Origin of the sequence: Gracilibacillus massiliensis (genome assembly GCF_001458115.1) — a bacterium.
Lineage (GTDB): Bacteria > Bacillota > Bacilli > Bacillales > Amphibacillaceae > Gracilibacillus > Gracilibacillus massiliensis.
Genome location: NZ_CZRP01000013.1, coordinates 1,383,489 through 1,404,981, shown reverse-complemented (window position 1 = coordinate 1,404,981; position 21,493 = coordinate 1,383,489). Strand labels below are relative to the sequence as shown.

Sequence of the window (21,493 nt, the reverse complement as noted above, 5' to 3'; positions counted from 1 at the left end):
ATTATCTACATGAATCGTTTCCTTGACCAATTTTTAAATATTCATAACCTTTTTCACGTATTTTGGTAAGTATATGTTTACCCGTTGTTCCTGCTAAAGCTTGAGCTCTAGTTAAGTACTAGCCAGGAAGCTCATGTTTATGATGTCGCCAAATGACGATTAAGTATAGATTGAGAGGCGAATTTTCCTTTTTTAAAGTTTGTGTTGTAGCTTATTTTCATATTTATTATAGTGCAATGTCTGAATATGTCGAACATTTCATACTATTAGCCCATATAAATTTATGGGAATGTTTGGTGGTTTGGTGGTGAAAACACCTTTTATTTCTTTTTACGGAAATAAAAACTAATTTTATTAGGAGGAGTTCTCATGAGTTATTTTAAGAATCAATTGTTTGGAAAGGGTTTTGTGTTGTTAATCAGTTTTGCAATGATATTTACACTAATAGGACCTTCCGTAAGTGCTTCAACTTCTGCAACAGAAAAACCAAATGAAGAATTGAAAGAATTTAATCTCAGTGATATTGAGTTAAGTCAAAGTGAAGAAAAATTTCTCAATAAAGTTAATTCGGTTGGGGAGTTTTTTAAGCCTAACAAAAAAGACGACACATTAGGAATTAGCTTGACAAAGGAAGAATTAATTAATGACTACAACTTTTCTGAAGAAGAGTAACAAAAGTTAAATGACGATGTTTTAAATTATAAATTACCTCAAAGCTCAGAAGGAACAGTGACACCTCAATTTCATGTAAATAATGGAGCTTTATATATTAGTCATACTGATTTAGTAGGAGGAGCGTTTGGTTTAGTTACGGCAGCTCAAGCCGGTCCTTATGCATTACAGGCAGCTTTAGTCGCTCTTGGAACTGCAACATCTGGTCCTGTGGGCACAGTTATCACTACAATTCTGGGGATTCTTTCAGTACCATCTTTGACTACTTTATCTGGAATGATTATTTGGGCACTAGGAAGTGGACAGGGAGTATATATTAAGCCAGTTTTTAGTTATCCACCTTTAGAACTTGGATATTGGTAAAGATGGGAGAACTATTTCTCTATAAATAAAAGAGATCCCTAAGGGGTCTCTTTTATTTAACAAGTGTTTATTTCATTGAATAAACGTTCACTTCTACTATGTTAGTATATAAATACTAAGGATTGGAGGGAGATTTGTATGGGGAAATATGTACTTAAAAAAAACAAAAGATCATTACACATAAATTCTTGGCTCGGTTATGTGTTGGTCGCAGCTAGCACAGCTGGTTATTTTGGGTACTATCTACCAAATGAAGATGCGTTTATATGGCAGTGGATAATATTAGCGTTAGTAGGTGTTTTTTTCTTGGGTTATAAAAATACCAAACTTGAAAAAAATAAATTTAGAACAATAGTTTTAGACTTATTATATATGATTGTTTTGCCATTAATTGCTAGCATCCCATGGCCAAGGGGACTATCAATACTTCTAATGATTCTTGTGGCTGGCCTCTTAGTTCCTGCTTTAATGCATCTTGCATTTCAGCCATGGTCAAAAAAAACTGATATAAAGTAATTAATTTAAATCTTTTGGTTTATCTAATCAAAATCGTCCTTAAATGTTATTAAGAACGATTTTGATCCTTTTTAACTTAGGTGGAACATATATGCGCCATTCACTAATAAAATTCCAACTGTAAAGAATGCTAACTTTATTATTCAAAACTGCTTAATATGGACTCCTCCCTTTATATTCCTAACCAGCACTTAGTATTGATACGACTTAAAGTGAAGATCAGTAATAAGTGATTCGTAAACCATTCGATTCCGGTGATTACCTATATCTAATTCACCATTTTCATAATGCTTTTAATCACTTTTTCTGTATAATCTCGAAGGGTGAACTCATCCTTAGTTGCTAACTTTGAACCTGATATGGCACCACGAATGATCACCGCAATCACCTTTGGATCGAAATTGCCAAACTCTTTCGCTTTTTCCCGTTGTGAAGAATTTCATTTAACAGTTCACTTAACACATCTTATTCGTCAATATATGATCTCATATTAAGTTCTTAATAGAAAATTTTTTGAAAGTAAATCTTGTATCTTCTAACAAAATGTTTTACAATAAAAAAAGAACATACGTTCGCGCGAAGTCATCATTTTTCTAAGAAAGTAGTTGATTATGATGACCATTCAAAATCCGCATGATAAGTTTTTTAAGGAAACTTTCTCAAATGTGGATGTATCTAAAGATTTTTTTCTCAATTATTTACCTCCGCCTATTGTTAACCTCATAGATTTGGAAAGTATTGAACTACAGAAAGACAGCTTCATTTCAAAGGATTTACGAGAATATTTTTCCGATTTGCTTTTTCACCTACAACTTAATGAAACTGAAGGTTATTTGTATGTATTACTGGAGCACAAAAGTTATCCCAGTAAAATGGTCGCTGTTCAATTATTACGATATATGGTTGAAATATGGGAAGCAAAATTAAATAAGGAACATGCTCCAAAGCTGCCGATTGTTATACCTGTTGTTATTTTTCATAGTGAAAGGGAATGGAGTGCTTCCAAATCTTTAGGAGAGATGCTTCAAGGCTTTGACCACTTGCCTGAAAATATTCAACAATATGTCCCAGATTTTGAATACATTTTAATTGATGTGTCAAAATATAGTGATGAGGAAATAAAAGGCATTGCACAACTGAAAGTAATACTTACCATTTATCGAGATTTAACAACGAAAAGTGAAAAGAATTTACGTAAAGCTTTGAAACGATCGTTATATTATTTACAGCAACTAGAAGATCAGGAAACAGCTATACAGTATTTAGAGACCTTGATACACTACATTTTCCACCTAGATCGCCAGCTTACAAAAAAAGACTTTCATGATATTATAGAATATGTAGAAGGTACTTACTTTGAAAGGAGTGAAATGGTAATGAGCTTAGCGGAATTATTTCGGGATGAAGGAAGGCAAGAAGGAAGACAAGAAGGCAAGTTAGAAGGCAAAACGGAAGCATTAGCTAATACCACGATTCGCTTAATCACAAAGTTCGTCGCTCCTGTACCAGCTGAACTACAACAAGCCATATACGAGCAAGACAGTAAAACATTAGAATCGATTATTGATCAGATAGATAAATTTACCACGATCGATCAAGTAAAGCAACATCTAAAATAATAGCCATACATTACGGTTTAATTTGTAAATGGAATAGGTCGATTAGATATAGTATTAATGGGGAATTTCATCGTAAAAAGGTTGTGAAAAAGCATCTCTATTTTTTGTACCACGGAGGGATTGTCTGTGGTATTTTTTATTTATAGTATGTAGAAGGTACTTACTTTGAAAGGAGTGAAATGGTAATGAGCTTAGCGGAATTATTTCGGGATGAAGGAAGGCAAGAAGGAAGACAAGAAGGAAGGAAGCAAGGCAGGCAAGAAGGCAAATTAGAAGGCAAAACGGAAGCATTAGCTAATACCACCATTCGCTTAATCACAAAGTTCGTCGCTCCTGTACCAGAAGATCTACAACAAGCTATATATGAGCAAGACAATGAAACATTAGAATCGATTATTGATCAGATCGATAAATTTAACACGATCGATCAAATTAAACAGTATATGAAATAAAAAGCCACGAAGTCGTTTTCGTGGCCTTTTCAGGTTTAAAGCGGGACAAGGAACCTGTCCCATTGTCCCTAAGCTTTACAAACTTTAACATTTGAGATCATTCTTCCGTCTACTTCTTCTATCTTGAAAATGAGTTCTTCAAATTCAATGGAGTCGGTGTCTCCTACGGAGGGAATACGGCCGATCTGACCAATGATAAATCCGCTTAATGTTTCATATTCTTCAATAGGGAGTGCTACGTTGAAGTATTCGACTACTTCATCCAAATCGATGCTTCCGTTGACGAAGAACGTGTTGTCATCTATTCTTGTGATATCTGTAATAACCTCATCATCTTCATCAAAGATTTCTCCGACAATTTCTTCTAATAGATCTTCAAGGGTAACAATACCAGCTGTTCCTCCGAATTCATCTATGATAATGGCAATATGAATTTTGTTTGTTTGAAAATCTTTGAATAATTCATCCAGTGTTTTAAACTCAGGTGCGATATATGGTTTCCTGCAGAAGTCCATTACATTAAAATCTTCTGGATTATTAGAAGCATTTAGGTATTGGATAAGATCTTTAGCATGTAATATTCCAACTACATTATCTATACTGTCTTCATAAACAGGTACTCTTGAAAATTTTTCTTCATCGACAACAGAAACTACTTCCTTTAATGTTGCTTCAGAAGAAAGGGCAATAATCTCGGTTCGATGAGTCATCACTTCACTTACCTTGACAGCCCAACGTTTAATAGTGCCTTGGATGATTTTATTCTCATCTTCTTCAAAAACACCTTCTTTTGTACCTACATCTGCCAACATAGCTAACTCTTCTCTACTTGTAGTTGTTTGACCATCAGAATTCTTGGATATTATTTTTGTAATGTATTCCGATACGATCACTAATGGATATGTAAGATAAATTAAGTAATGAATAATTTGTCCAGATCCTAAAGCCATACTCTTCCAGTATCTGGCACCAAGTGTTTTTGGAATGATTTCTGAAACGACAAGGATAAGTATGGTTAATATAGCTGATACCACTCCAAAATACGCCTCACCAAAAACTTTGGTTGCTTGGGCCCCGACACCGGACGCACCAATCGTATGGGCGATCGTATTAAGTGTCAGGATTGCGGAAAGGGGTCGATCCACATTTTCTTTCATATTAAGAAATAACTTGGCGCGTTTTTTCCCGTTCTCTGCTTGTACATTCAAATACGAAGGGGTTGTCGAAAGAAAGACTGCCTCAAGAATGGAGCAAAGAAAGGACACACCTAATGCCAAGAATAGGTAAAAAAACAGAAGTACCATATGATTAGTTTAACCTCTTTCTGCTTAGTAATTATCTACTAGAATTTTTTATCACATTATTATTTAGTATATCAAAATAAATTATTAATTAATATATATTCATATCTTAACCTATACAGCGACTTATACTGTAACGTACCCTGTCATGAAAAAATAAAACTTACTCAGAAATAGAGAGAGGTAGGCATTATTATCGATGTTCGTCCTGGAATTTAGTAAAATTAAATAAAACAGGTATGAAAGCGTTTTACAGGAAAAGAAGGACGAGGAGGAGAAATAATGCTAAAAAGAAAAATCGGTAAAATGGATTACGATGGATCTGTTGTTATGTTTGGTGCTGCTAGTTTAGGAAACGTAACACAGGAGGAAGCGAATCAGTCGATTAGACATGCTTTAGCTCATGGTGTAAATCATTTTGATGTTGCTGCGGATTATGGAGATGCAGAACTCAGGCTCGCTCCCATTATCAGCGAAGTAAGAAACGATATATTTTTAGCGACAAAAACAGGCCAGCGTAGAAAAGATAAAGCAAAAACAGAAATTTATCGCTCATTGGAACGAATGAAGGTGGATTCAGTTGATTTGTTACAACTACATGCTGTGGGAACAATAGACGAATTAGATAAATGTACTGCGAAGGACGGAGTGCTTGAGGCAGCGATCGAAGCGAAAGAAGAAGGGATAATTGGTGAAATTGGGATTACTGGTCATGGACACCAGGCACCAGCGACTCATTTAGAGGCTTTAAGAAGATATCCTTTCGCAACGGTCTTGTTACCACTTAATTATTATATGTACTCCATACCAGAATATCGTGCTGATTTTGACGCATTGATGGAGGAGGCAAAAAAACAGGAAGTGGCGGTTCGAGTAATTAAAGCAATTGCAAAAAAACCATGGGAAGAAGATCAGCAACGAGATTATGCCACCTGGTATGAACCATTTGATCAACAGGAAATCATTGATGCTTGTGTGCATTTTGTTCTATCTTTTCCTGGTCTTGCTGGCTTTGCGAGTGCTGGTGATATCCATCTATTCCCGAAAATTGTGGATGCAGTGGAGCGTTTTGGCAGTATGAATGACGAAGAAGCAGAACAAATCCTTCAAGCTATCAATGGTTATACAACGGTTTTTGGAGCGAAAACGTCTATTGATTGATATGAATGTAGAAGAACTCGGTCCAACAGAGTACTTAGTGTATGTGATATGATCCGATTTAACAACAGCTTTGTTTTGTAAATAGGAAAATCTTAACGAACTTATATGTAAATATTATCGTAATAGGTAGGTACTGTTGACATAATAGGTGAAATAATTCAAATTAGGGTATAAGGGAGGAATTAAATTGAAAGGGAATGGCGCGATGAGCGGTATATACGCTTTTAGTGTATGGATTATGAGGTTTTCCTCAATTAATATACTTTGGTTTTTGATTAATTTACCTATAGTATTTATTTTAATTAACATTCTTTATTTAAAACAAATGGAATATCTGATTGTATTACTAATTCCGTTAATTGTGTTACTTCCAGGGCTCTTTTTTCCAGCAACAACGGCTATGTTTGCATCTACTAGGAGTTGGGTGATTAACGAGGACGAGCAATCACTTATTAAGCCTTATCTAAGATATTTTAAAGAAAATTTTAAAAATAGTTTTTTAGGAGGCATTCTAGTAACGGGATTATGGTTTATACTGGGTATTGACTTTTACTATTTTAGTGAAATAAATAGTGTTTTAATGTATAGTTTTATCTTATTCGGGGTTCTGTTGTACGTATTTACCATTAATTTTTTCTCAACACTGGTTCATTATAATATGAAATTGCTGAGTATATTAAAATACACTTTACTAGCAACAATAGGAAGTCCTCTTTTGTCTTTTAGCGTACTGATTAGTAATGGTGCTATTATATACATAAGTGTAACAAATTTTTCATTTTTAATTCCATTCTTTACTGGATCATTAATCGCATTTCTATCGTTTTCTGCTTTTTATAGAATGTTTCTAAATTCAATAAAAAAACAGAGTCAAGACGCTGATAAGTGAGGGTGTATAATAGAAAAAGAGACCGGTTACAAAAAAACTATTGAAATTAAAAATACATCATGCTAAACTTGTAACATAAGTTACGAGTTTAGCATGTGAAGTAAACAAGGAGATAGTAAACATGGTAATCAAATCAATTGAAAGTGAAAATAAAGTGGATCAAGTTTTCTACCAAATGAAGAGGAAAATTTTGGACGATTCATGGGGTTTAGGAGATAAGATTCCATCGGAAAAAGAATTATGTGATATGTTTGGCGTGAGTAGAGTGAGTGTTCGAAGTGCTATTCAAAAGTTAAGATCTGTAGGACTAATAGACACATTTCAAGGTAGAGGTTCATTTGTTACTAAAAAAATAGATATTACGAATAGTGTTTTTCCTAAGATGACAATAGATGAAAAAGACTTTAAGGACATTATTGAATTTCGGGAGTTGATTGAATATAAAAGTATTGAATTAGCTGTTGAAAATGCGGACGAAGAAGATATTAGGAATATGGAAGATGCATTAAATCGAATGTTGAGTAATAAAAACGATTATGAAAAATATTCTATTGCAGATTATGAATTTCACTTTGCTATTGTGAAGGCTTCAAAAAATAAAATTTTTTATACAGTGATGGAAAGTATCAGTAGTATCTTTCAATACTATCTTCAAGAATTAAATAGAGTCTTTGGAATTAACGAAAAAAGTACTCAAGGACACAAGAATCTACTAGAATCTATTAAGAACAAAGACGCAGATACAGCAAAGAAAATAATTGAAGAAGGTATTGAAGATAATTTTTTAAAATTAAATAGATAAGGATCTATTTATCTTTATGCCAACTTGTATCATATGTTACAAGTTACTCCAATAAAATTAAAGAAATGAGATGACCCTGAAATGATCACAATTCAAAATGTTAAAACAATCCTAACAGCTCCAGATGGGGCTAATCTAGTAGTTGTAAAAGTGGAAACTTCTGAACCAGGTTTATATGGTCTAGGATGTGCTACTTTTACCCAACGCCACCTAACAGTATATTCTGCGATTGAAGATTACTTAAAGCCATTTTTAATTGGCAAAGATGTTCACCGTATAGAGGATATATGGCAGTCAGCAATGGTAAGTGCTTATTGGCGTAATGGCCCTGTGCTTAATAACGCAATATCTGGCGTTGATATGGCTTTGTGGGATATTAAAGCTAAACTTGCCAATATGCCTCTATATCAATTGTTAGGAGGCAAGGCCCGCGATGGTGCATCAGTCTATGTACATGCTGATGGAAGAGATAAATATGAAGTAGAAGAAAATGTTAGTTTGTTAATGGAAAAAGGCTATCGTTACATACGAGCGCAACTAGGAGTGTATGGTGGACAGAATCATCAAATGATAAAACCGGAAAATGCACAAGAGGGTTCTTATTATAATCCCAAATTATACATGAGGGATACTGTGGAACTTTTTGACCATTTAAGAAGTACTTTAGGCTATGAATTAGAGTTGATTCATGATGTTCACGAAAGATTAACACCGACAGATGCAATTACATTTGCAAAACAGTTAGAGCGATATCAACTTTTCTTTCTTGAAGACGCTTTACCGCCTGAACAAATAGAATGGTTTAATATGATTCGAAACCAAACAGTTACACCAATAGCAGTTGGAGAGTTGTTTAACAATCCTAATGAATGGATTAATCTCATAAAAGATAGATTGATAGATTATATCCGAATTCACACAAGTCAAATCGGCGGAATAACGCCAGCGAAAAAATTAGTGTCTTTCTGTGAAACCTTTGGTGTTCGCACTGCTTGGCATGGACCAAAAGATGTTTCGCCTGTTGGACACGCTGCCAATCTCCACCTAGATATTAGTAGTCACAACTTTGGTATTCAGGAATTTAGCGGGTTTAACGAAGCTATTCAAGAGGTATTCCCAGGCTGCCCAGAAGTGAAAAATGGCTACATGTACCCTAATGACAAACCTGGATTAGGTATCGATATTAATGAAGAATTAGCAGCAAAATACGAATGCAAAGAAAAGTTACCTAGTTGGATGATGGCAAGGATTCCTGATGGGACAGCGGTTAGGCCATGAAGTGTTGAATATTCACTTTTAGGAGGTGATTGTTAAAACTAGAGATAATTAAATTAGTAAGTATTGTTTTTATATTTTTTTAAAAAATAGTATTAAATTTTTTATAAAGGAGAATAAAAATGAAAAATAAAAAAGGGTACTTAAAATTGCTTCTTTCTATACTGATTTCAGGAGCAATATTAGTTGGATGTTCATCAGCTGACGAAGGTGAGGGAGATACTTCTGCGACAGAAGATCAAGTAACGATTGATGTATTTAATTATAAGGTTGAAATGAAGGATCAATTCCAAACACTTGTAGATCAGTATACAGATGAAAATCCTGATGTGGAAATAAATGTTAAGACTGTAGGTGGGGGAACTAATTGGGAATCGACGTTAAAAACCACTTTTGCCTCCGGAGAAGAACCTGATGTATTTCCTGTAGGAGGTCCATCTCAAGTTGCTGAATATCGTGATTCATTAGCAGATGTATCAGATACAGCTGCCGCCGAAGCGGCTCTAGATGGAACTTTAAAAAGTGTCATTGATGGGGAGGAAGTTCTAGGACTCCCATTTAACCAAGAAGGATTTGGAATCATTTATAATAAGTCAATTTTTGAAGCAGCAGGCGTTAATGCCGAGGAATTACTGACATTTGAAGACTTTGAGAATGCTTTTAAGAAAATTGATAGTCAAAAATCAGATTTAGGTATAGATGCAGTCTTTGCGTTTCCTGGAAAAGAAAAGTGGATTATGGGAAATCATATAGCAAATGCTTACTTGTCTCCTGAATTTGAGGGAAATATTGTAAACGCTTATAATGCAGATACAGTAGCATTCGAAAAAGGCGATGAATTAAAAAGGTTTCTTGATTTAAAAAATGAATACGCTGTTCAGCCAGTACTTAGTTTGGATTATTCGCAACAAGTAGAAGAATATTTCTCATTAGGACGAGTTGCGATGATTACACAAGGGAACTGGGTATACCCTACAATCAATGAAATGGATTCAGAGTTTGCAGAAAATGAAATTGGCATACTTCCACTTCCTATGGAAGGTTTTGAAGGAAAAATACCTATTGATGTTCCGATGTATTGGGGAATTAATAAAAACAGTGAAGATGATGTAGTTCAGGCTTCAAAGGATTTCTTTGATTGGATGTACACATCAGAAGAAGGGAAACAACTAGTATTAGAAGAACTTAAATTTATGCCTGCTTATGAAGGATACGATGTTTCAAAGATATCCGATCCTATTTCACAGGAGTTATATGAATATTCAACAGAGGGTAATACTATTGGTTGGGTATATAGAGGAGCTCCACAAGGATGGCACGAAGAGACATTAGGTGCAAATATGCAAAAGTACCTAAGTGGTGAAATGTCATGGGAAGAATTAGAAGAAAAGTCTAGAAAGGAATGGGAAAATGCAAGACAATAAATTTCATTAAAAACTATGCAGCTAATAAATTATTTACATTAATTTATTAGCTGTAAGTTAAATAACCGTTTTAAACTCAGAACACAGATAAAAATACCTTAATATAAATCGGATTGGAGGTTTTATGATGCGAAATCGAGATATATCTTTTTGGTTTTTTCTAGCACCAGTTTTTATAGCTTTAGGTGCAGTATTGATTATCCCGTTTTTGTACGGGTTTGTTTTTTCCTTTACTAATTGGAATGGGCTTACCGCAACAGAGTTTATAGGTTTTAAAAATTATATTAATTTGTTTCAGGACCCTGAGTTTGGATCATCTATGTGGTTTACAATTAAAATTGCTTTTTTCTCTATTATTTTAATTAATTTTTTTGGTTTAAGCTTAGCTTTAATTGTAACTAGTAAAATTAGATCAAGTAATTTACTAAGAACCATTTTCTTTATGCCAAACTTAATTGGTGGTTTGATCTTAGGATTTATTTGGCAATTTATATTTGTTAGTGTATTTAAAGATATAGGACTAGCTTTAGGAATTGATGCACTTACAGGGTGGTTATCAACGTCGGAGACTGGATTTTGGGGGCTTATTATCCTAAACACATGGCAGTGGGCAGGGTATATAATGATTATTTATATTGCGTATTTACAAAATATACCACAAGAACTAATCGAGGCGTCGGAAATTGATGGTGCTAATAGTTTTCAAAAGTTTAAGAGTATTACTTTTCCACTCTTGGCTCCTGCTTTTACAGTAAGTTTGTTCCTCACCTTGTCTCATTCGTTTAAAATTTATGATCAAAACTTAGCATTAACAAATGGGGGACCTTTCAATTCAACTAAGATGATAGCAATGGATATTTACAATACGGCCTTTATTGAAAATCAAGTATCCTATGGCCAATCTAAAGCCGTTATATTCTTTATTTTAGTAACTTCTATTGCATTATTACAGACATATTATAATAAAAAACGAGAGGTTGAAATGTAATGAAGGAAAAAAAAAGACGCCTATTCTTAATTACAGCTATTGGTATGATACTGGGCTTATTATGGCTAACTCCCTTTTATTTAATGATTGTGAATGCATTTAAAACAAAAAAAGGAATCTTCACGGATGTATTAAGTCTCCCTCAAGAATGGACTTTCACTAACTTTAGTCAAGCTTTTATTGAGTTAGATTTCATTAGATCATTTTTCAATTCATTATTAATTACGGTATTCAGTGTGGCATTAATTATTATATTTGCCTCATTGGCTGGCTATGCATTATCGAGAAATAAAAGTAAATTAAGTAGCACTATATTTTTTGTTTGTATAGCATTAATGTTAATCCCGTTTCAATCTATTATGATTCCTTTAGTAACTATATATGGAAAGTTTGATATGTTAAATCAAGGTGGAATAATATTTATGTACTTGGGATTAGGTTGTAGCATGGCTATCTTTTTAGTCCACGGTACAATGAACAGTATTTCCGTATCACTCGACGAGGCTGCTGAAATTGATGGTGCGAACAAATTCCAAATATTTTGGCGGATTATTTTTCCTCTATTAAAACCAATAGCAGTGACTATAGGGATTTTAAATGTAATTTGGATTTGGAATGACTTCCTGCTACCTTCATTAGTATTAGGTGATCCAAGTCAACAAACAATTCCATTAAAAATGTTTTTATTTTTTGGGCAATACACAAAACAATGGCATTTAGCACTTGCAGGATTGACCATTGCTATCATTCCAGTAATAATTGGTTACTTTATAGCACAAAAGCACATTATTAAAGGAGTAGCAGATGGAGCTGTAAAATAATAAATCTAGTGAAATTAGTTAATCACGTTATCCAAAACAGATATAAATGAGGTTGGGAAATATGAAAAAAACTGAGATATTAAATCGATTAGTTCATGTAGGGATTATTGCAGTAGTTCGCGGTGAAAGTAAAAAAAGAGCTATTGAGGTTTCAAGTGCATGTATAAATGGTGGGGTTAAAGCTATTGAGATTACATATACTTTGCCGGAGGCTTCTGATGTTATAAAAAAGTTGAAAGCAAACAATGAAGACAATAATGAAGTTGTTATTGGAGCTGGGACCGTTCTAGATTCGCAAACAGCACGTTTAGCGATTTTATCGGGTGCAGAATTTATTGTTTCTCCATCCTTTGATTTTGAAACTGCTAAATTATGTAATAGATATCATATTCCTTATATTCCGGGGTGCATGTCAATAACAGAAATTGTAAAAGCTTCTGAAGCTGGGTGTGATGTTATTAAGCTATTCCCTAGCCGCTTTTTTACGCCAGCAATTGTAAATGATATTAAAGCGCCTCTTCCTAATGTTGAAGTAATGCCCTCAGGTGGTGTGAATTTAAACAATATTGAAGAATGGATTAATAAAGGTGCAATAGTTGCTGGAGTTGGTGGTCAATTAACGAATGGTACATCGAAGGAAATTATAGAAACTGCTGAGAAGTTTGTTAGAATTGTCAAGGAAGCTAGAGGTGTTCACCAATGAAAAAAGTGGTAACTTTAGGAGAGATTCTTCTACGTCTATCTCCTAATGGCCATAGCAGACTAGAGGAAGTGCATAATTTGGAAGTTAATTTCGGTGGAAGTGAGTACAATATTGCAGTAGCTTTAAGTGGTTATGGTGTGGATGTTAGTTTCATTACAAGATTACCAAATAATGATTTAGGAAAAGCCGCGAGAAAGCAAATGAATCGTTATGGTATAAACTCTTCCGATATCATTAATGGTGGCGATCGGATGGGTATTTACTTTTTAGAAAATGGATATTCTATAAGACCAACGAAGGTTGTTTATGATAGAAAGGACACTTCCATGGCAACCTTGAACATATCTGAATTTGATATAGATTCTATATTAGAAGGGGCAGATATTTTTCATGTATCAGGTATTACTTTAGGAATTAGTGAACAGGCAGCAGAATTGGCAAAGATATTTATGATGAAAGCAAAAGAAAAAGATATAAAAGTTAGTTTTGATTTTAATTATCGCAGTAAAATATGGACGTTAAAAGAAGCAACAGTAAAATATAAGATGGTACTTCCTTATGTAGATATTTTGTTTGGGAATCATCTGGATTTTTGCAATTTACTAGAAAAGAAGCCAGAAAATTTAAACGAAGTAAATATTAAATCGTATTATCAAAACTTGTACATTAAAATGGAGCAAACTTATAATATTCCGCATTTAGTTACATCGATTAGAGATGTCAAGACGGCTTCTAATAATGATTATCAAGGAATTCTTTATTATAATAACCAAATATATTGTTCAAAAAAATACTCAATCGATATCATTGATCGGGTTGGTACAGGTGATGCCTTTTCAGCTGGTTATTTATATAGTTACTTAGCAAATAAGAAAGCAGAAGAAACAATTGAATTTGCAGTGGCTTCTTCAGTTTTTAAACACACCATACCTGGTGATGTGACCATAGCAAACGTAAAGGAAATTGAAGATATAGTAAACAACCAATCTTTTGGTGTTCAAAGATAGTAAGATGGGGATAATATCCCTGCCTCCGTGCAGACAGGCACTTTTCCTATATACAGGTTTCAAGTGGACAATGGGACTGTCCGAGACCAGTGAAAAAGTCCGGTTTTCTTAAAACGAAAATTCATACAGAAAAAACAAGGCTCTAGGATCGTTTCTAAGCAACGTTTGGAAGATAGAGAGACATTTATGACCCCCTAAAAATCGTCACTTTTCAAAAACAACTACTTTTTCACTGATCCCGGACTGTCCAACTGTTTCAGAAGCCTTGCAGGCATATGGACCACACCCTGCACACCAAGCGTTTGTACAATAGCTTGATAGCATCATTGATGACGTGATCGTGGTTGATTATGCGATTTGATTTCTAGATGAAAAAAGAAGAAACATGGGGAGTAGTTTAACCATCCCCATGTTTCCTATTATTTCGGTAACCATTCGCCATATTGAGGTAGCGATACTTTTTGTGTATACTGGTCCACTTTTTGAAGAGATTGTACGACATCAGGCATATTCAATGCATCGACAATGTCGTTGATCACTTTGACACCAGCTTCCGCTAATTGTACTCGATGTTCTTCAGACTTAATCAATGGTGAATAGGTGTGATCGAGTGCTTCATCGAAGTAATAACCGACTGCACCAGATTGAAATGCGAATTTTCCTAAAGGTGTAGCTGGATGTTCTTGATTTTTCTTCATTACTTTTTCGATATCATAGCTAACGGAATTGTTTTCCTCCATTTGTAAAGGTACATCCTCTAAACGGTCTAGAATCGCATATCCGCCAACTAACATATTATTGAATTCTTCCAACAAATCATAGGACAGGTTCGCAGCTTCAATCGATTTAACCATATCCATATATAAAATAGGTGCCTTGGTTCGATCAAAGAAGTCACGAATCATCGGACTGACGGTCAAATAAGCAGGGCCGTGAGAGGTGATGTAAACCTGACGGCGAAAGCCTTGATTTAATAAGGATTGTGCCAACCTGTCCAAATAGGCCATCCCGTCTTTAATACTCATTTGCACTGTGCCACGTCCAATAGGAGTTGCACCTGCGAAAAAGTAAGGTAAATTGTGAAGTACGAGTCCATTTGTTTTTTCTGCTATTTTTAGTGCAAATGCTTCCGCCAGTACGGTTTCACAATCCAGTGGTAAGGCACCATGTGTTTCTGTCACACCAACAGGAATAAAAATCAAATCATTTTGTTCCAGATAACTCTCTACTTCCGCATTGGTTAATTTAGATAAAAATCTTGTTCTCATTATAATTCCTCCCTGATTAAACTCTTTTAGCTTCCAGTTCTGCGTACATGTTGTCTGTTCGTTTTCTATTTAAATGATAGATGGCACCGACCCCAATAATGATCAACATAAAAGCAATCACAGGGATTCCTGTATATAGACGATACATATTGGTTGCCACTTGTTCTGACTGAGAGTCAGCTCCAGATACAAACCCTACCCAGCCTAAAGCATAACTACCAATGGCTGAACTAACACCCATTCCTACTTTACGGGAGAAGGAATAAATTGCGAAAAGCGTCCCATCATAACGTCTGCCTTCTTTTAATTCCGTATAATCCAGGCTGTCAGTGACAAGTGCCCAGACGACCATCACAAACATCATTAAACCGAAAGTTGCAATATTATATAGTACAATAAATACATAGACATTACTGATTGTAACAAGTGTTAAAATAGCGGTTGCTATCAGGCTGAACGTAGAAGTAGCGATTACTAGATTACGTTTTTCGAATCTTTTTACTAATTTCGGCAAAGATATAAACACGAATATCGTGATTACCATTTGTGCGATTGCATTAATCGAAAACGCATCTGGCTGGTTATAAAACTCAGCAAATACCATTGGTGCTAATTGATAGACCCCATTAATAATGATCAGGGAACCAATTGAGGCAACCATCATGCCGATTAGTGGACGATTCTTGAAAGCTGCTTTTAAGGCATCTTTAAATTGATAGTCAATCTGATTATTTTTAGTATCTTCATCTCGTACACGTTCTGTTGTCATTTTTACAAGGCCAGTGTAGGCAAGTAAACATAGAATGCTAAAAACGATTGCAACGTTCATAAATCCTTGTGGGATCACATTACCAGCATCATCATAGATAAACATAGGTACAAGTGAGATTGCACCGATTCCGACAATCATGCCGCCAATGGCACGGGCTCTTGATAATTTTGTCCGTTCAATTGGATCCTGAGTAATTACAGCTGCAAGTGAACCATATGGAATGGAATCCGCTGTATAGGCAACACCGTAGAATAAATAGACAGCTACCACCCAGATATGCACGATTGTTGAGTTAAAACTCGATACATCGGCAAAAGAGAGCAGTACAGAGGCTGCTAAAAACCATTTTGCAATACTGATATAGGGTAGAAACTTATCGCCGCTCTTCCCGATTTTCCAGCGATCAGGAATTTGACCCATAATAATATCTGTAAAGGCATCCACAAACCGCGCGACAAGGAAAAGTGTCCCCATGAAAAAAGCGCTTACGCCTAATACATACGTAGCAAATACTAGAAAAAAGGAACCTATATATAAGTTGACGAAACTTCCGCCAATATCTCCGAGTGCATAGCCGACTTGGTCTTTGACACCGAATTTTTTCTGTTTCATTGTAAACCCTCCTGGTTGTATATTGTTTTATTAGCTTAAGTATATGGTAACGTATTCATGATAGAAAAAATTGATGTAAAATGACATATTTTTATACTATAATTGCATTTGGAGGGATGGTTATGAATGAAAATCAAATGAAGGAGCAAGAAATTGTCAACCAACATCAAGAACGCGAACGGCTTTTGGAAGCGATTAGACTAGGAAATCGCGAGGATCTTGAAATTTTTGAAAAAAAGTTGTTAGAGATGGTCCAACAGGATAAGTTACAGATATTCAAGCGTATTCCTGATAATAAGCTGCGTTCTTATAAAAATTTTTTGTTATCCCATAATACATTATACAGCTATAGTGCGGAAAAAGGTGGCTTACACCCAGCCTTGTCTCATTATTTATCAGAAAAATATGCAATAATGATTGAACATACACATCAGATGGATAAATTAGATGAAATACATGTGGCAATGATTGAACAGTATGGTGATCTATCCTTACGGTATCACAAAAAAACACATCCATCTTTAGTTAACAGAATCGAAGAATATATTGATATTCATTTTTCAGAAGATAGTACTATCGCGGGAATTGCTAAAAAATTGCATGCGCATCCCTCCCATTTAATGCGAACATTCAAGAAGGAGAAGAACATGACGATTAGCCAATTCCGTAATGAAAGAAGGTTAAAAGAAGCAAAAGAATTGATTATGCATTCCCACCTAACCATTACAGAAATTGCATTAATGGTAGGCTTTAGCAATGTGCAATATTTTACAAAATTATTCAAAGAAAAAGAAGGAAAGACGCCTAAAAGTTTTCGATAATATCATAGATTTTTATAATTAATTGAACTGAAAATGTTTGAAAAATGGTAATAAAGGTATTGTAAGGATGTGAAGTTAATTAAACGAAAAGTAGAAAGGAGAATGAATAATGAAAAATTTAAATATCATTGCTTTAATATTATTAATTGTCGGGGGATTAAACTGGCTTTTAGTTGGACTATTTCAATTTGATCTTGTTGCAGCAATCTTCGGTGGAGAAGATGCAATTCTCGCAAGAATTATTTATATCGTTGTAGGTCTATGTGCGATATACGCCCTGACGTTTATTGCAAAAGTTAAGTCTAATTAAGTATGACAGTGGATAAAATAGAAATACACAAAAAAGCCATCAAATCGATGGCTTTTTTGTTCGTTTGATTAACTTTAAACACATAGACTCAAACAGCATTACGAGACGAAAAAAGGAGACGGTAACGGAATGAAACAGTAGAACCGTCCCCCTGTTTCATTTTCCTTTGGTTCTGAGTTGCAGCCGCATCCGTCGTCACCGGCGGCTTTTGCGTTTGCGTCCTCGACACAGCATGCGTCTGCGTCCGTTGGGGCTGGACCTCCACAGCAACCTTCTGTATCGTTTGTTTGGAATGTTTTTTCTAATTCTTTGCTCATATTGATTCCCTCCATTCGTTTTTGTAGGATGTTACACCTTATAAGACGATGGATTTTAAAAAGGACGCATGAGGAAGCTAATGACATTCACAGGTTTTCTCTGAACCACAAATATCCTTACTATGATCAACCTTTTGATAATCGATAATATTCCCGTAACAATCAGCCTCAATGTGACAACAAGCGGTAAGTAACTCTTTTAATTTCTGCCGACCACGTTGGACTCTCGATTTTGCTCCAGAAAAGGACATATTAAGCTGTGTACTTAATTGTTTTTGGGTCATCCCTTCTAATTCGGTTAATTTAATAGCTTCTCTGTAGATGTCAGGTAATTGCTCGATCATCGACTTGAAACAGGACGTTAATTCATGGGATAAGTCTTGCTCTTCCTCTTTATCGTATATTTGTAAATTTTCAGGGAGTTCAACGGTAGGCTTTTGTTTTCGATAGTAGTCAATAATCGTATGTCGGGTAATTTGGTAGATCCACGGGCGTACTTTTTGTGAATCCTTCAGTCGAGAAATATTGGTATCTATTTTAATAAAGACATTTTGTAAAATGTCGTCAACGTCAGCTGGATTATTCACGCGTTTAGCGACAAAACTTTTTAGTGGGTGGTAAAATTCCTCCCAAATATGCTCAATATTCATAAGAAGATTCCTCCATAACTGTTTGTTATATACAGGACGTATCCATTTAGAAAAGGACGCAATTTAATCACAGATTGCGTCCTTTTTATTATACCATCGTCCTCTCATACGAACACTCAAAAAAGCGCTAGGAGGAAAATATATGTCACGTTCATTTCCAATTGTCATTATTGGTGGAGGTCCAGTCGGCATGGCGGCTGCGGCACACTTAGTTAAAAGAAATAAAAGCTTTATTTTAATTGAAAAAGGGGAACAGGTTGGATCTAGTCTTCTGCAATGGAAGCATGTACGACTTTTTTCACCTTGGGAATATACGATTGATCGCACCGCTGAAGAACTGCTTATCTCACATGGCTGGACGTCACCGCCAAAGGAAGAACTACCTACAGGAGGGGATATGGTTAGGGATTATTTACAACCACTTGCGCAATTGCCAGAAATCAATCACCATATCATCACTGAAGGTCGCGTGATTGCGATCCAACGTTATGGCATTGATAAGATCAAAACAAGAGGAAGAGAAACATTTCCATTCGAAGTGATTTATCAAAAAGAAGGGGAGATTCATCAGGTATTTGCTTCAGGTGTTATAGATGCAACGGGCACGTGGGAATCACCGAATCCTGCAGGTGCAAGTGGAAATGTCGCGATCGGAGAAAAAAATAATCAAGCACATATCTATTATGGAATTCCCGAGGCAACGGGGCAGCATCGCTCACGATACGCCGGTAAAGTCGTAGCTGTTGTAGGAAGTGGTCATTCCGCTATTAATTCTTTGCTGGAGTTGGATCGTTTAAAAGAGGAAGTGCCAGAAACGAAAATTTTATGGGTATTGCGTAAAAAAACAGCGAAGGAAGCGTACGGTGGAGGGGAAGATGATGCACTTCCAGCCAGGGGTGCTTTGGGGACAAAGGCGCGATTACTGGTCAAAGCAGGTCGTGTTCACGTTCATTCCCCTTTTCGTATCGATGGGATTAAATCAAAAGGTGACAAACTTCAGATAAAAGGGTTGACAGGTCATCAAAGGGCACTGATTGAAGATGTAGATGAAATCATTGTTAATACCGGGGCTAGACCTGATTTCTCCTATCTTCGCGAACTTCGCTATCAGGCGGATCAGGCCTTGGAAAGTGTACCTGCTCTAGCTGAATTAATTGATCCGAATGTCCACAGTTGTGGGACCGTTAGAGCACACGGTGAAGCGGAACTGAGACAGCCTGAGAAGAATTTTTATATTGTGGGGTCTAAGAGTTATGGGCGCGCACCTACCTTTTTAATGGCAACCGGATACGAACAGGTTAGAAGTATTGCAGCGGCTTTTGCAGGTGATTGGGAAGCTTCCCGTAAGGTAGAGTTACATCTGCCGGAAACAGGGGTGTGCGGTGTCCCTGAGCGCTAAAAGGGAGGATCATATCGTATCAAAGACCCACATTAAGTTGATTGCTTTTGTTTCAGCGGTGAGTTTATTGGGGGATTCCATGCTTTATGTCGTCCTTCCGATCTTCCCTGAGCAATTCGGATTGAATTCGCTTTGGGAGGTTGGGGTTTTGCTTGCGGTAAACCGATTCGTCCGTATTCCCATTCATCCTTTTGTCAAAATGTTTTATCAGAATTTTACGATCCGACAAGGCTTGTTTATTGGATTGATCTTATCCATCTTTACCACACTCTCCTATGGTTTGTTGGAGACTTTCCACTGGCTATTAGTCTCAAGAATCATATGGGGAATTGCTTGGTCCTTCCTCAAGCAAGGAGGACAGCTATCTGTGGTGAGTGCTGTTGGAGCATCCGATCAGCAATTAGCCTCAGGTCAGTTGACAGGACTCTATAATGGTATATCAAGAACCGGCAGTTTGGCAGGCATGCTGCTTGGTGGAATTGGGGCAGGCTTGTTTAGCCCCGAAACACTATTTTTTGTTTTTGCGAGCCTGGCAACCGGTTTAGTACCATTTTTAATAAGAGACATGCGCAACGAACAGGACCTCGTTTTTGAAAAAACAGAAAGCCACCAACCGATTGTTGTCGAGCAGACGATAAGAAATCGCACATTCTTCTTTTTACTGACAATGGGTTTGCTATTATCCATGATCTATCAAGGGGTGTTAACCTCAACATTAGGCTACTGGATTGTTTTTCAGGAAGATTTAACAACTGTCTTCTTAGGTGGTTTGGGCGCAGCTGCTTGGACAGGGATATTACAAGGTTTCAGGTGGGGATTAGAACCGGTGATAGCACCCTGGATTGGACGAAAGGCAGATAAAATAGGGTCTAAGTTGATCCTTCTAATACCAACACTGGTAGTGGCGTCTCGTTTGTTTTTATTACTCCCTATCTCTTCCATTCCAACCCTAGTGTGGTTATTTGCTGTCATTATTCTGTTAGTCACAGCTACTTTCGTATCGACGTTGTTGGACGCTTTCGTTACAGATTACACCGTACATTTTAAAAAAAATGCCATCATCTCTCATTATTTAACAGCGTCAGATCTTGGAGCAGCATTAGGACCTGCTTTGGGCTTTCTATTAATCGAAATGGCTGGGGAATATTCTGTCGTTATTGGCGGAGCGGTGATTCTCATGTTTACAGCAGTACTTGCCAGCTGGGAATATTGGTATACGATAAAGAACAAATAAATCGGAGCGTTATAAAGGATCAGTTTTTATTGTGATCCTTTTTTTGTTGCAAATGGAATAAATATAATGTAAAGTAAACATAAACATTTTTGTTGTATTTGCAACAAAAAAGAGGAG

General features: G+C 35.9%; 22 protein-coding genes and 1 pseudogene. 18 read left to right on the top strand and 5 right to left on the bottom strand.

Features of this window, described 5'->3' with window-relative positions; all coding sequences use genetic code 11:
- Positions 1 to 46 precede the first annotated feature (46 nt).
- A pseudogene (locus tag BN3107_RS20360) lies at positions 47 to 200 on the bottom strand (SAR2788 family putative toxin); the annotation flags it as partial.
- Positions 201 to 369: 169 nt separating this feature from the next.
- Between BN3107_RS20360 and BN3107_RS18400 the strand changes: the two are divergent.
- The 5 genes from BN3107_RS18400 (at position 370) to BN3107_RS18380 (ending at position 3,622) form a co-directional block, all read left to right on the top strand.
- Positions 370 to 672 (top strand): hypothetical protein, encoded by a 303-nt coding sequence (locus tag BN3107_RS18400; protein ID WP_058309074.1) that lies wholly within the window; start codon positions 370 to 372, stop codon positions 670 to 672.
- 57 nt (positions 673 to 729) lie between these two features.
- On the top strand, positions 730 to 1,035 hold the full coding sequence (locus BN3107_RS18395) for a hypothetical protein (RefSeq protein ID WP_058309073.1): 306 nt from the start codon (positions 730 to 732) through the stop codon (positions 1,033 to 1,035).
- A gap of 138 nt (positions 1,036 to 1,173) precedes the next feature.
- Positions 1,174 to 1,551, top strand: coding sequence for a hypothetical protein (locus BN3107_RS18390; RefSeq protein ID WP_058309072.1), 378 nt, complete (start codon positions 1,174 to 1,176; stop codon positions 1,549 to 1,551).
- Positions 1,552 to 2,162: 611 nt separating this feature from the next.
- Entirely contained in the window at positions 2,163 to 3,170 is a 1,008-nt protein-coding gene (locus BN3107_RS18385) for an Rpn family recombination-promoting nuclease/putative transposase (protein ID WP_231735416.1), read from the top strand.
- A 185-nt stretch (positions 3,171 to 3,355) separates the two neighbouring features.
- A complete protein-coding gene (locus BN3107_RS18380) occupies positions 3,356 to 3,622 on the top strand; it encodes an RpnC/YadD family protein (protein WP_058309071.1) in 267 nt (88 codons plus the stop codon).
- A 68-nt stretch (positions 3,623 to 3,690) separates the two neighbouring features.
- Here BN3107_RS18380 and BN3107_RS18375 read toward each other — a convergent pair whose 3' ends face one another.
- Entirely contained in the window at positions 3,691 to 4,926 is a 1,236-nt protein-coding gene (locus BN3107_RS18375) for a hemolysin family protein (RefSeq protein WP_058309070.1), read from the bottom strand.
- Positions 4,927 to 5,205: 279 nt separating this feature from the next.
- Here BN3107_RS18375 and BN3107_RS18370 point away from each other — a divergent pair, with 279 nt between their 5' ends.
- The 9 genes from BN3107_RS18370 (at position 5,206) to BN3107_RS18330 (ending at position 13,993) form a co-directional block, all read left to right on the top strand.
- A complete protein-coding gene (locus BN3107_RS18370) occupies positions 5,206 to 6,084 on the top strand; it encodes an aldo/keto reductase (protein WP_058309069.1) in 879 nt (292 codons plus the stop codon).
- 187 nt (positions 6,085 to 6,271) lie between these two features.
- Positions 6,272 to 6,973 carry a YesL family protein gene (locus BN3107_RS18365; protein ID WP_077065155.1) on the top strand — a complete coding sequence of 234 codons (702 nt, stop codon included), beginning with the start codon at positions 6,272 to 6,274 and terminating at the stop codon, positions 6,971 to 6,973.
- A gap of 121 nt (positions 6,974 to 7,094) precedes the next feature.
- Positions 7,095 to 7,775 (top strand): FadR/GntR family transcriptional regulator, encoded by a 681-nt coding sequence (locus BN3107_RS18360; protein ID WP_058309068.1) that lies wholly within the window; start codon positions 7,095 to 7,097, stop codon positions 7,773 to 7,775.
- A gap of 81 nt (positions 7,776 to 7,856) precedes the next feature.
- Positions 7,857 to 9,053, top strand: coding sequence for a D-galactonate dehydratase family protein (locus BN3107_RS18355; RefSeq protein WP_058309067.1), 1,197 nt, complete (start codon positions 7,857 to 7,859; stop codon positions 9,051 to 9,053).
- Between the two features lie 119 nt (positions 9,054 to 9,172).
- The gene (locus tag BN3107_RS18350; RefSeq protein WP_058309066.1) at positions 9,173 to 10,474 is read left to right on the top strand and encodes an ABC transporter substrate-binding protein; all 1,302 of its coding nucleotides are present in this window, start codon (positions 9,173 to 9,175) and stop codon (positions 10,472 to 10,474) included.
- A gap of 127 nt (positions 10,475 to 10,601) precedes the next feature.
- On the top strand, positions 10,602 to 11,462 hold the full coding sequence (locus BN3107_RS18345; protein ID WP_058309065.1) for a carbohydrate ABC transporter permease: 861 nt from the start codon (positions 10,602 to 10,604) through the stop codon (positions 11,460 to 11,462).
- A complete protein-coding gene (locus tag BN3107_RS18340; RefSeq protein ID WP_058309064.1) occupies positions 11,462 to 12,283 on the top strand; it encodes a carbohydrate ABC transporter permease in 822 nt (273 codons plus the stop codon). The genes BN3107_RS18345 and BN3107_RS18340 overlap by 1 nt, the downstream gene beginning before the upstream one ends.
- Positions 12,284 to 12,344: 61 nt before the next feature.
- Complete coding sequence (locus BN3107_RS18335; protein WP_058309063.1) at positions 12,345 to 12,986, top strand: bifunctional 2-keto-4-hydroxyglutarate aldolase/2-keto-3-deoxy-6-phosphogluconate aldolase; 642 nt, start codon at positions 12,345 to 12,347, stop codon at positions 12,984 to 12,986.
- Entirely contained in the window at positions 12,983 to 13,993 is a 1,011-nt protein-coding gene (locus tag BN3107_RS18330) for a sugar kinase (RefSeq protein ID WP_058309062.1), read from the top strand. The genes BN3107_RS18335 and BN3107_RS18330 overlap by 4 nt, the downstream gene beginning before the upstream one ends.
- Positions 13,994 to 14,412: 419 nt before the next feature.
- Here BN3107_RS18330 and BN3107_RS18325 read toward each other — a convergent pair whose 3' ends face one another.
- Both BN3107_RS18325 and BN3107_RS18320 read right to left on the bottom strand, forming a co-directional pair.
- Positions 14,413 to 15,261 (bottom strand): creatininase family protein, encoded by an 849-nt coding sequence (locus BN3107_RS18325; protein WP_058309061.1) that lies wholly within the window; start codon positions 15,259 to 15,261, stop codon positions 14,413 to 14,415.
- 16 nt (positions 15,262 to 15,277) lie between these two features.
- Positions 15,278 to 16,645, bottom strand: a complete 1,368-nt coding sequence (locus BN3107_RS18320; RefSeq protein WP_058309060.1) for an MFS transporter — start codon at positions 16,643 to 16,645, stop codon at positions 15,278 to 15,280.
- Between the two features lie 122 nt (positions 16,646 to 16,767).
- Here BN3107_RS18320 and BN3107_RS18315 point away from each other — a divergent pair, with 122 nt between their 5' ends.
- Together BN3107_RS18315 and BN3107_RS18310 are read left to right on the top strand one after the other, a co-directional pair.
- Complete coding sequence (locus BN3107_RS18315; RefSeq protein ID WP_058309059.1) at positions 16,768 to 17,466, top strand: helix-turn-helix domain-containing protein; 699 nt, start codon at positions 16,768 to 16,770, stop codon at positions 17,464 to 17,466.
- Positions 17,467 to 17,575: 109 nt separating this feature from the next.
- Complete coding sequence (locus BN3107_RS18310) at positions 17,576 to 17,776, top strand: DUF378 domain-containing protein (protein WP_058309058.1); 201 nt, start codon at positions 17,576 to 17,578, stop codon at positions 17,774 to 17,776.
- A gap of 394 nt (positions 17,777 to 18,170) precedes the next feature.
- Here the strand turns inward: BN3107_RS18310 and sigZ are convergent, their stop codons facing one another.
- Entirely contained in the window at positions 18,171 to 18,743 is a 573-nt protein-coding gene (sigZ, locus tag BN3107_RS18300; protein ID WP_058309056.1) for an RNA polymerase sigma factor SigZ, read from the bottom strand.
- A 142-nt stretch (positions 18,744 to 18,885) separates the two neighbouring features.
- Here sigZ and BN3107_RS18295 point away from each other — a divergent pair, with 142 nt between their 5' ends.
- Positions 18,886 to 20,142: an NAD(P)-binding domain-containing protein gene (locus tag BN3107_RS18295; protein ID WP_058309055.1), complete on the top strand. Its 1,257-nt coding sequence runs from the start codon at positions 18,886 to 18,888 to the stop codon at positions 20,140 to 20,142.
- Positions 20,126 to 21,376 carry an MFS transporter gene (locus BN3107_RS18290; RefSeq protein ID WP_262359973.1) on the top strand — a complete coding sequence of 417 codons (1,251 nt, stop codon included), beginning with the start codon at positions 20,126 to 20,128 and terminating at the stop codon, positions 21,374 to 21,376. Before BN3107_RS18295 ends, BN3107_RS18290 begins: the two co-directional genes overlap by 17 nt.
- Positions 21,377 to 21,493 lie beyond the last annotated feature (117 nt).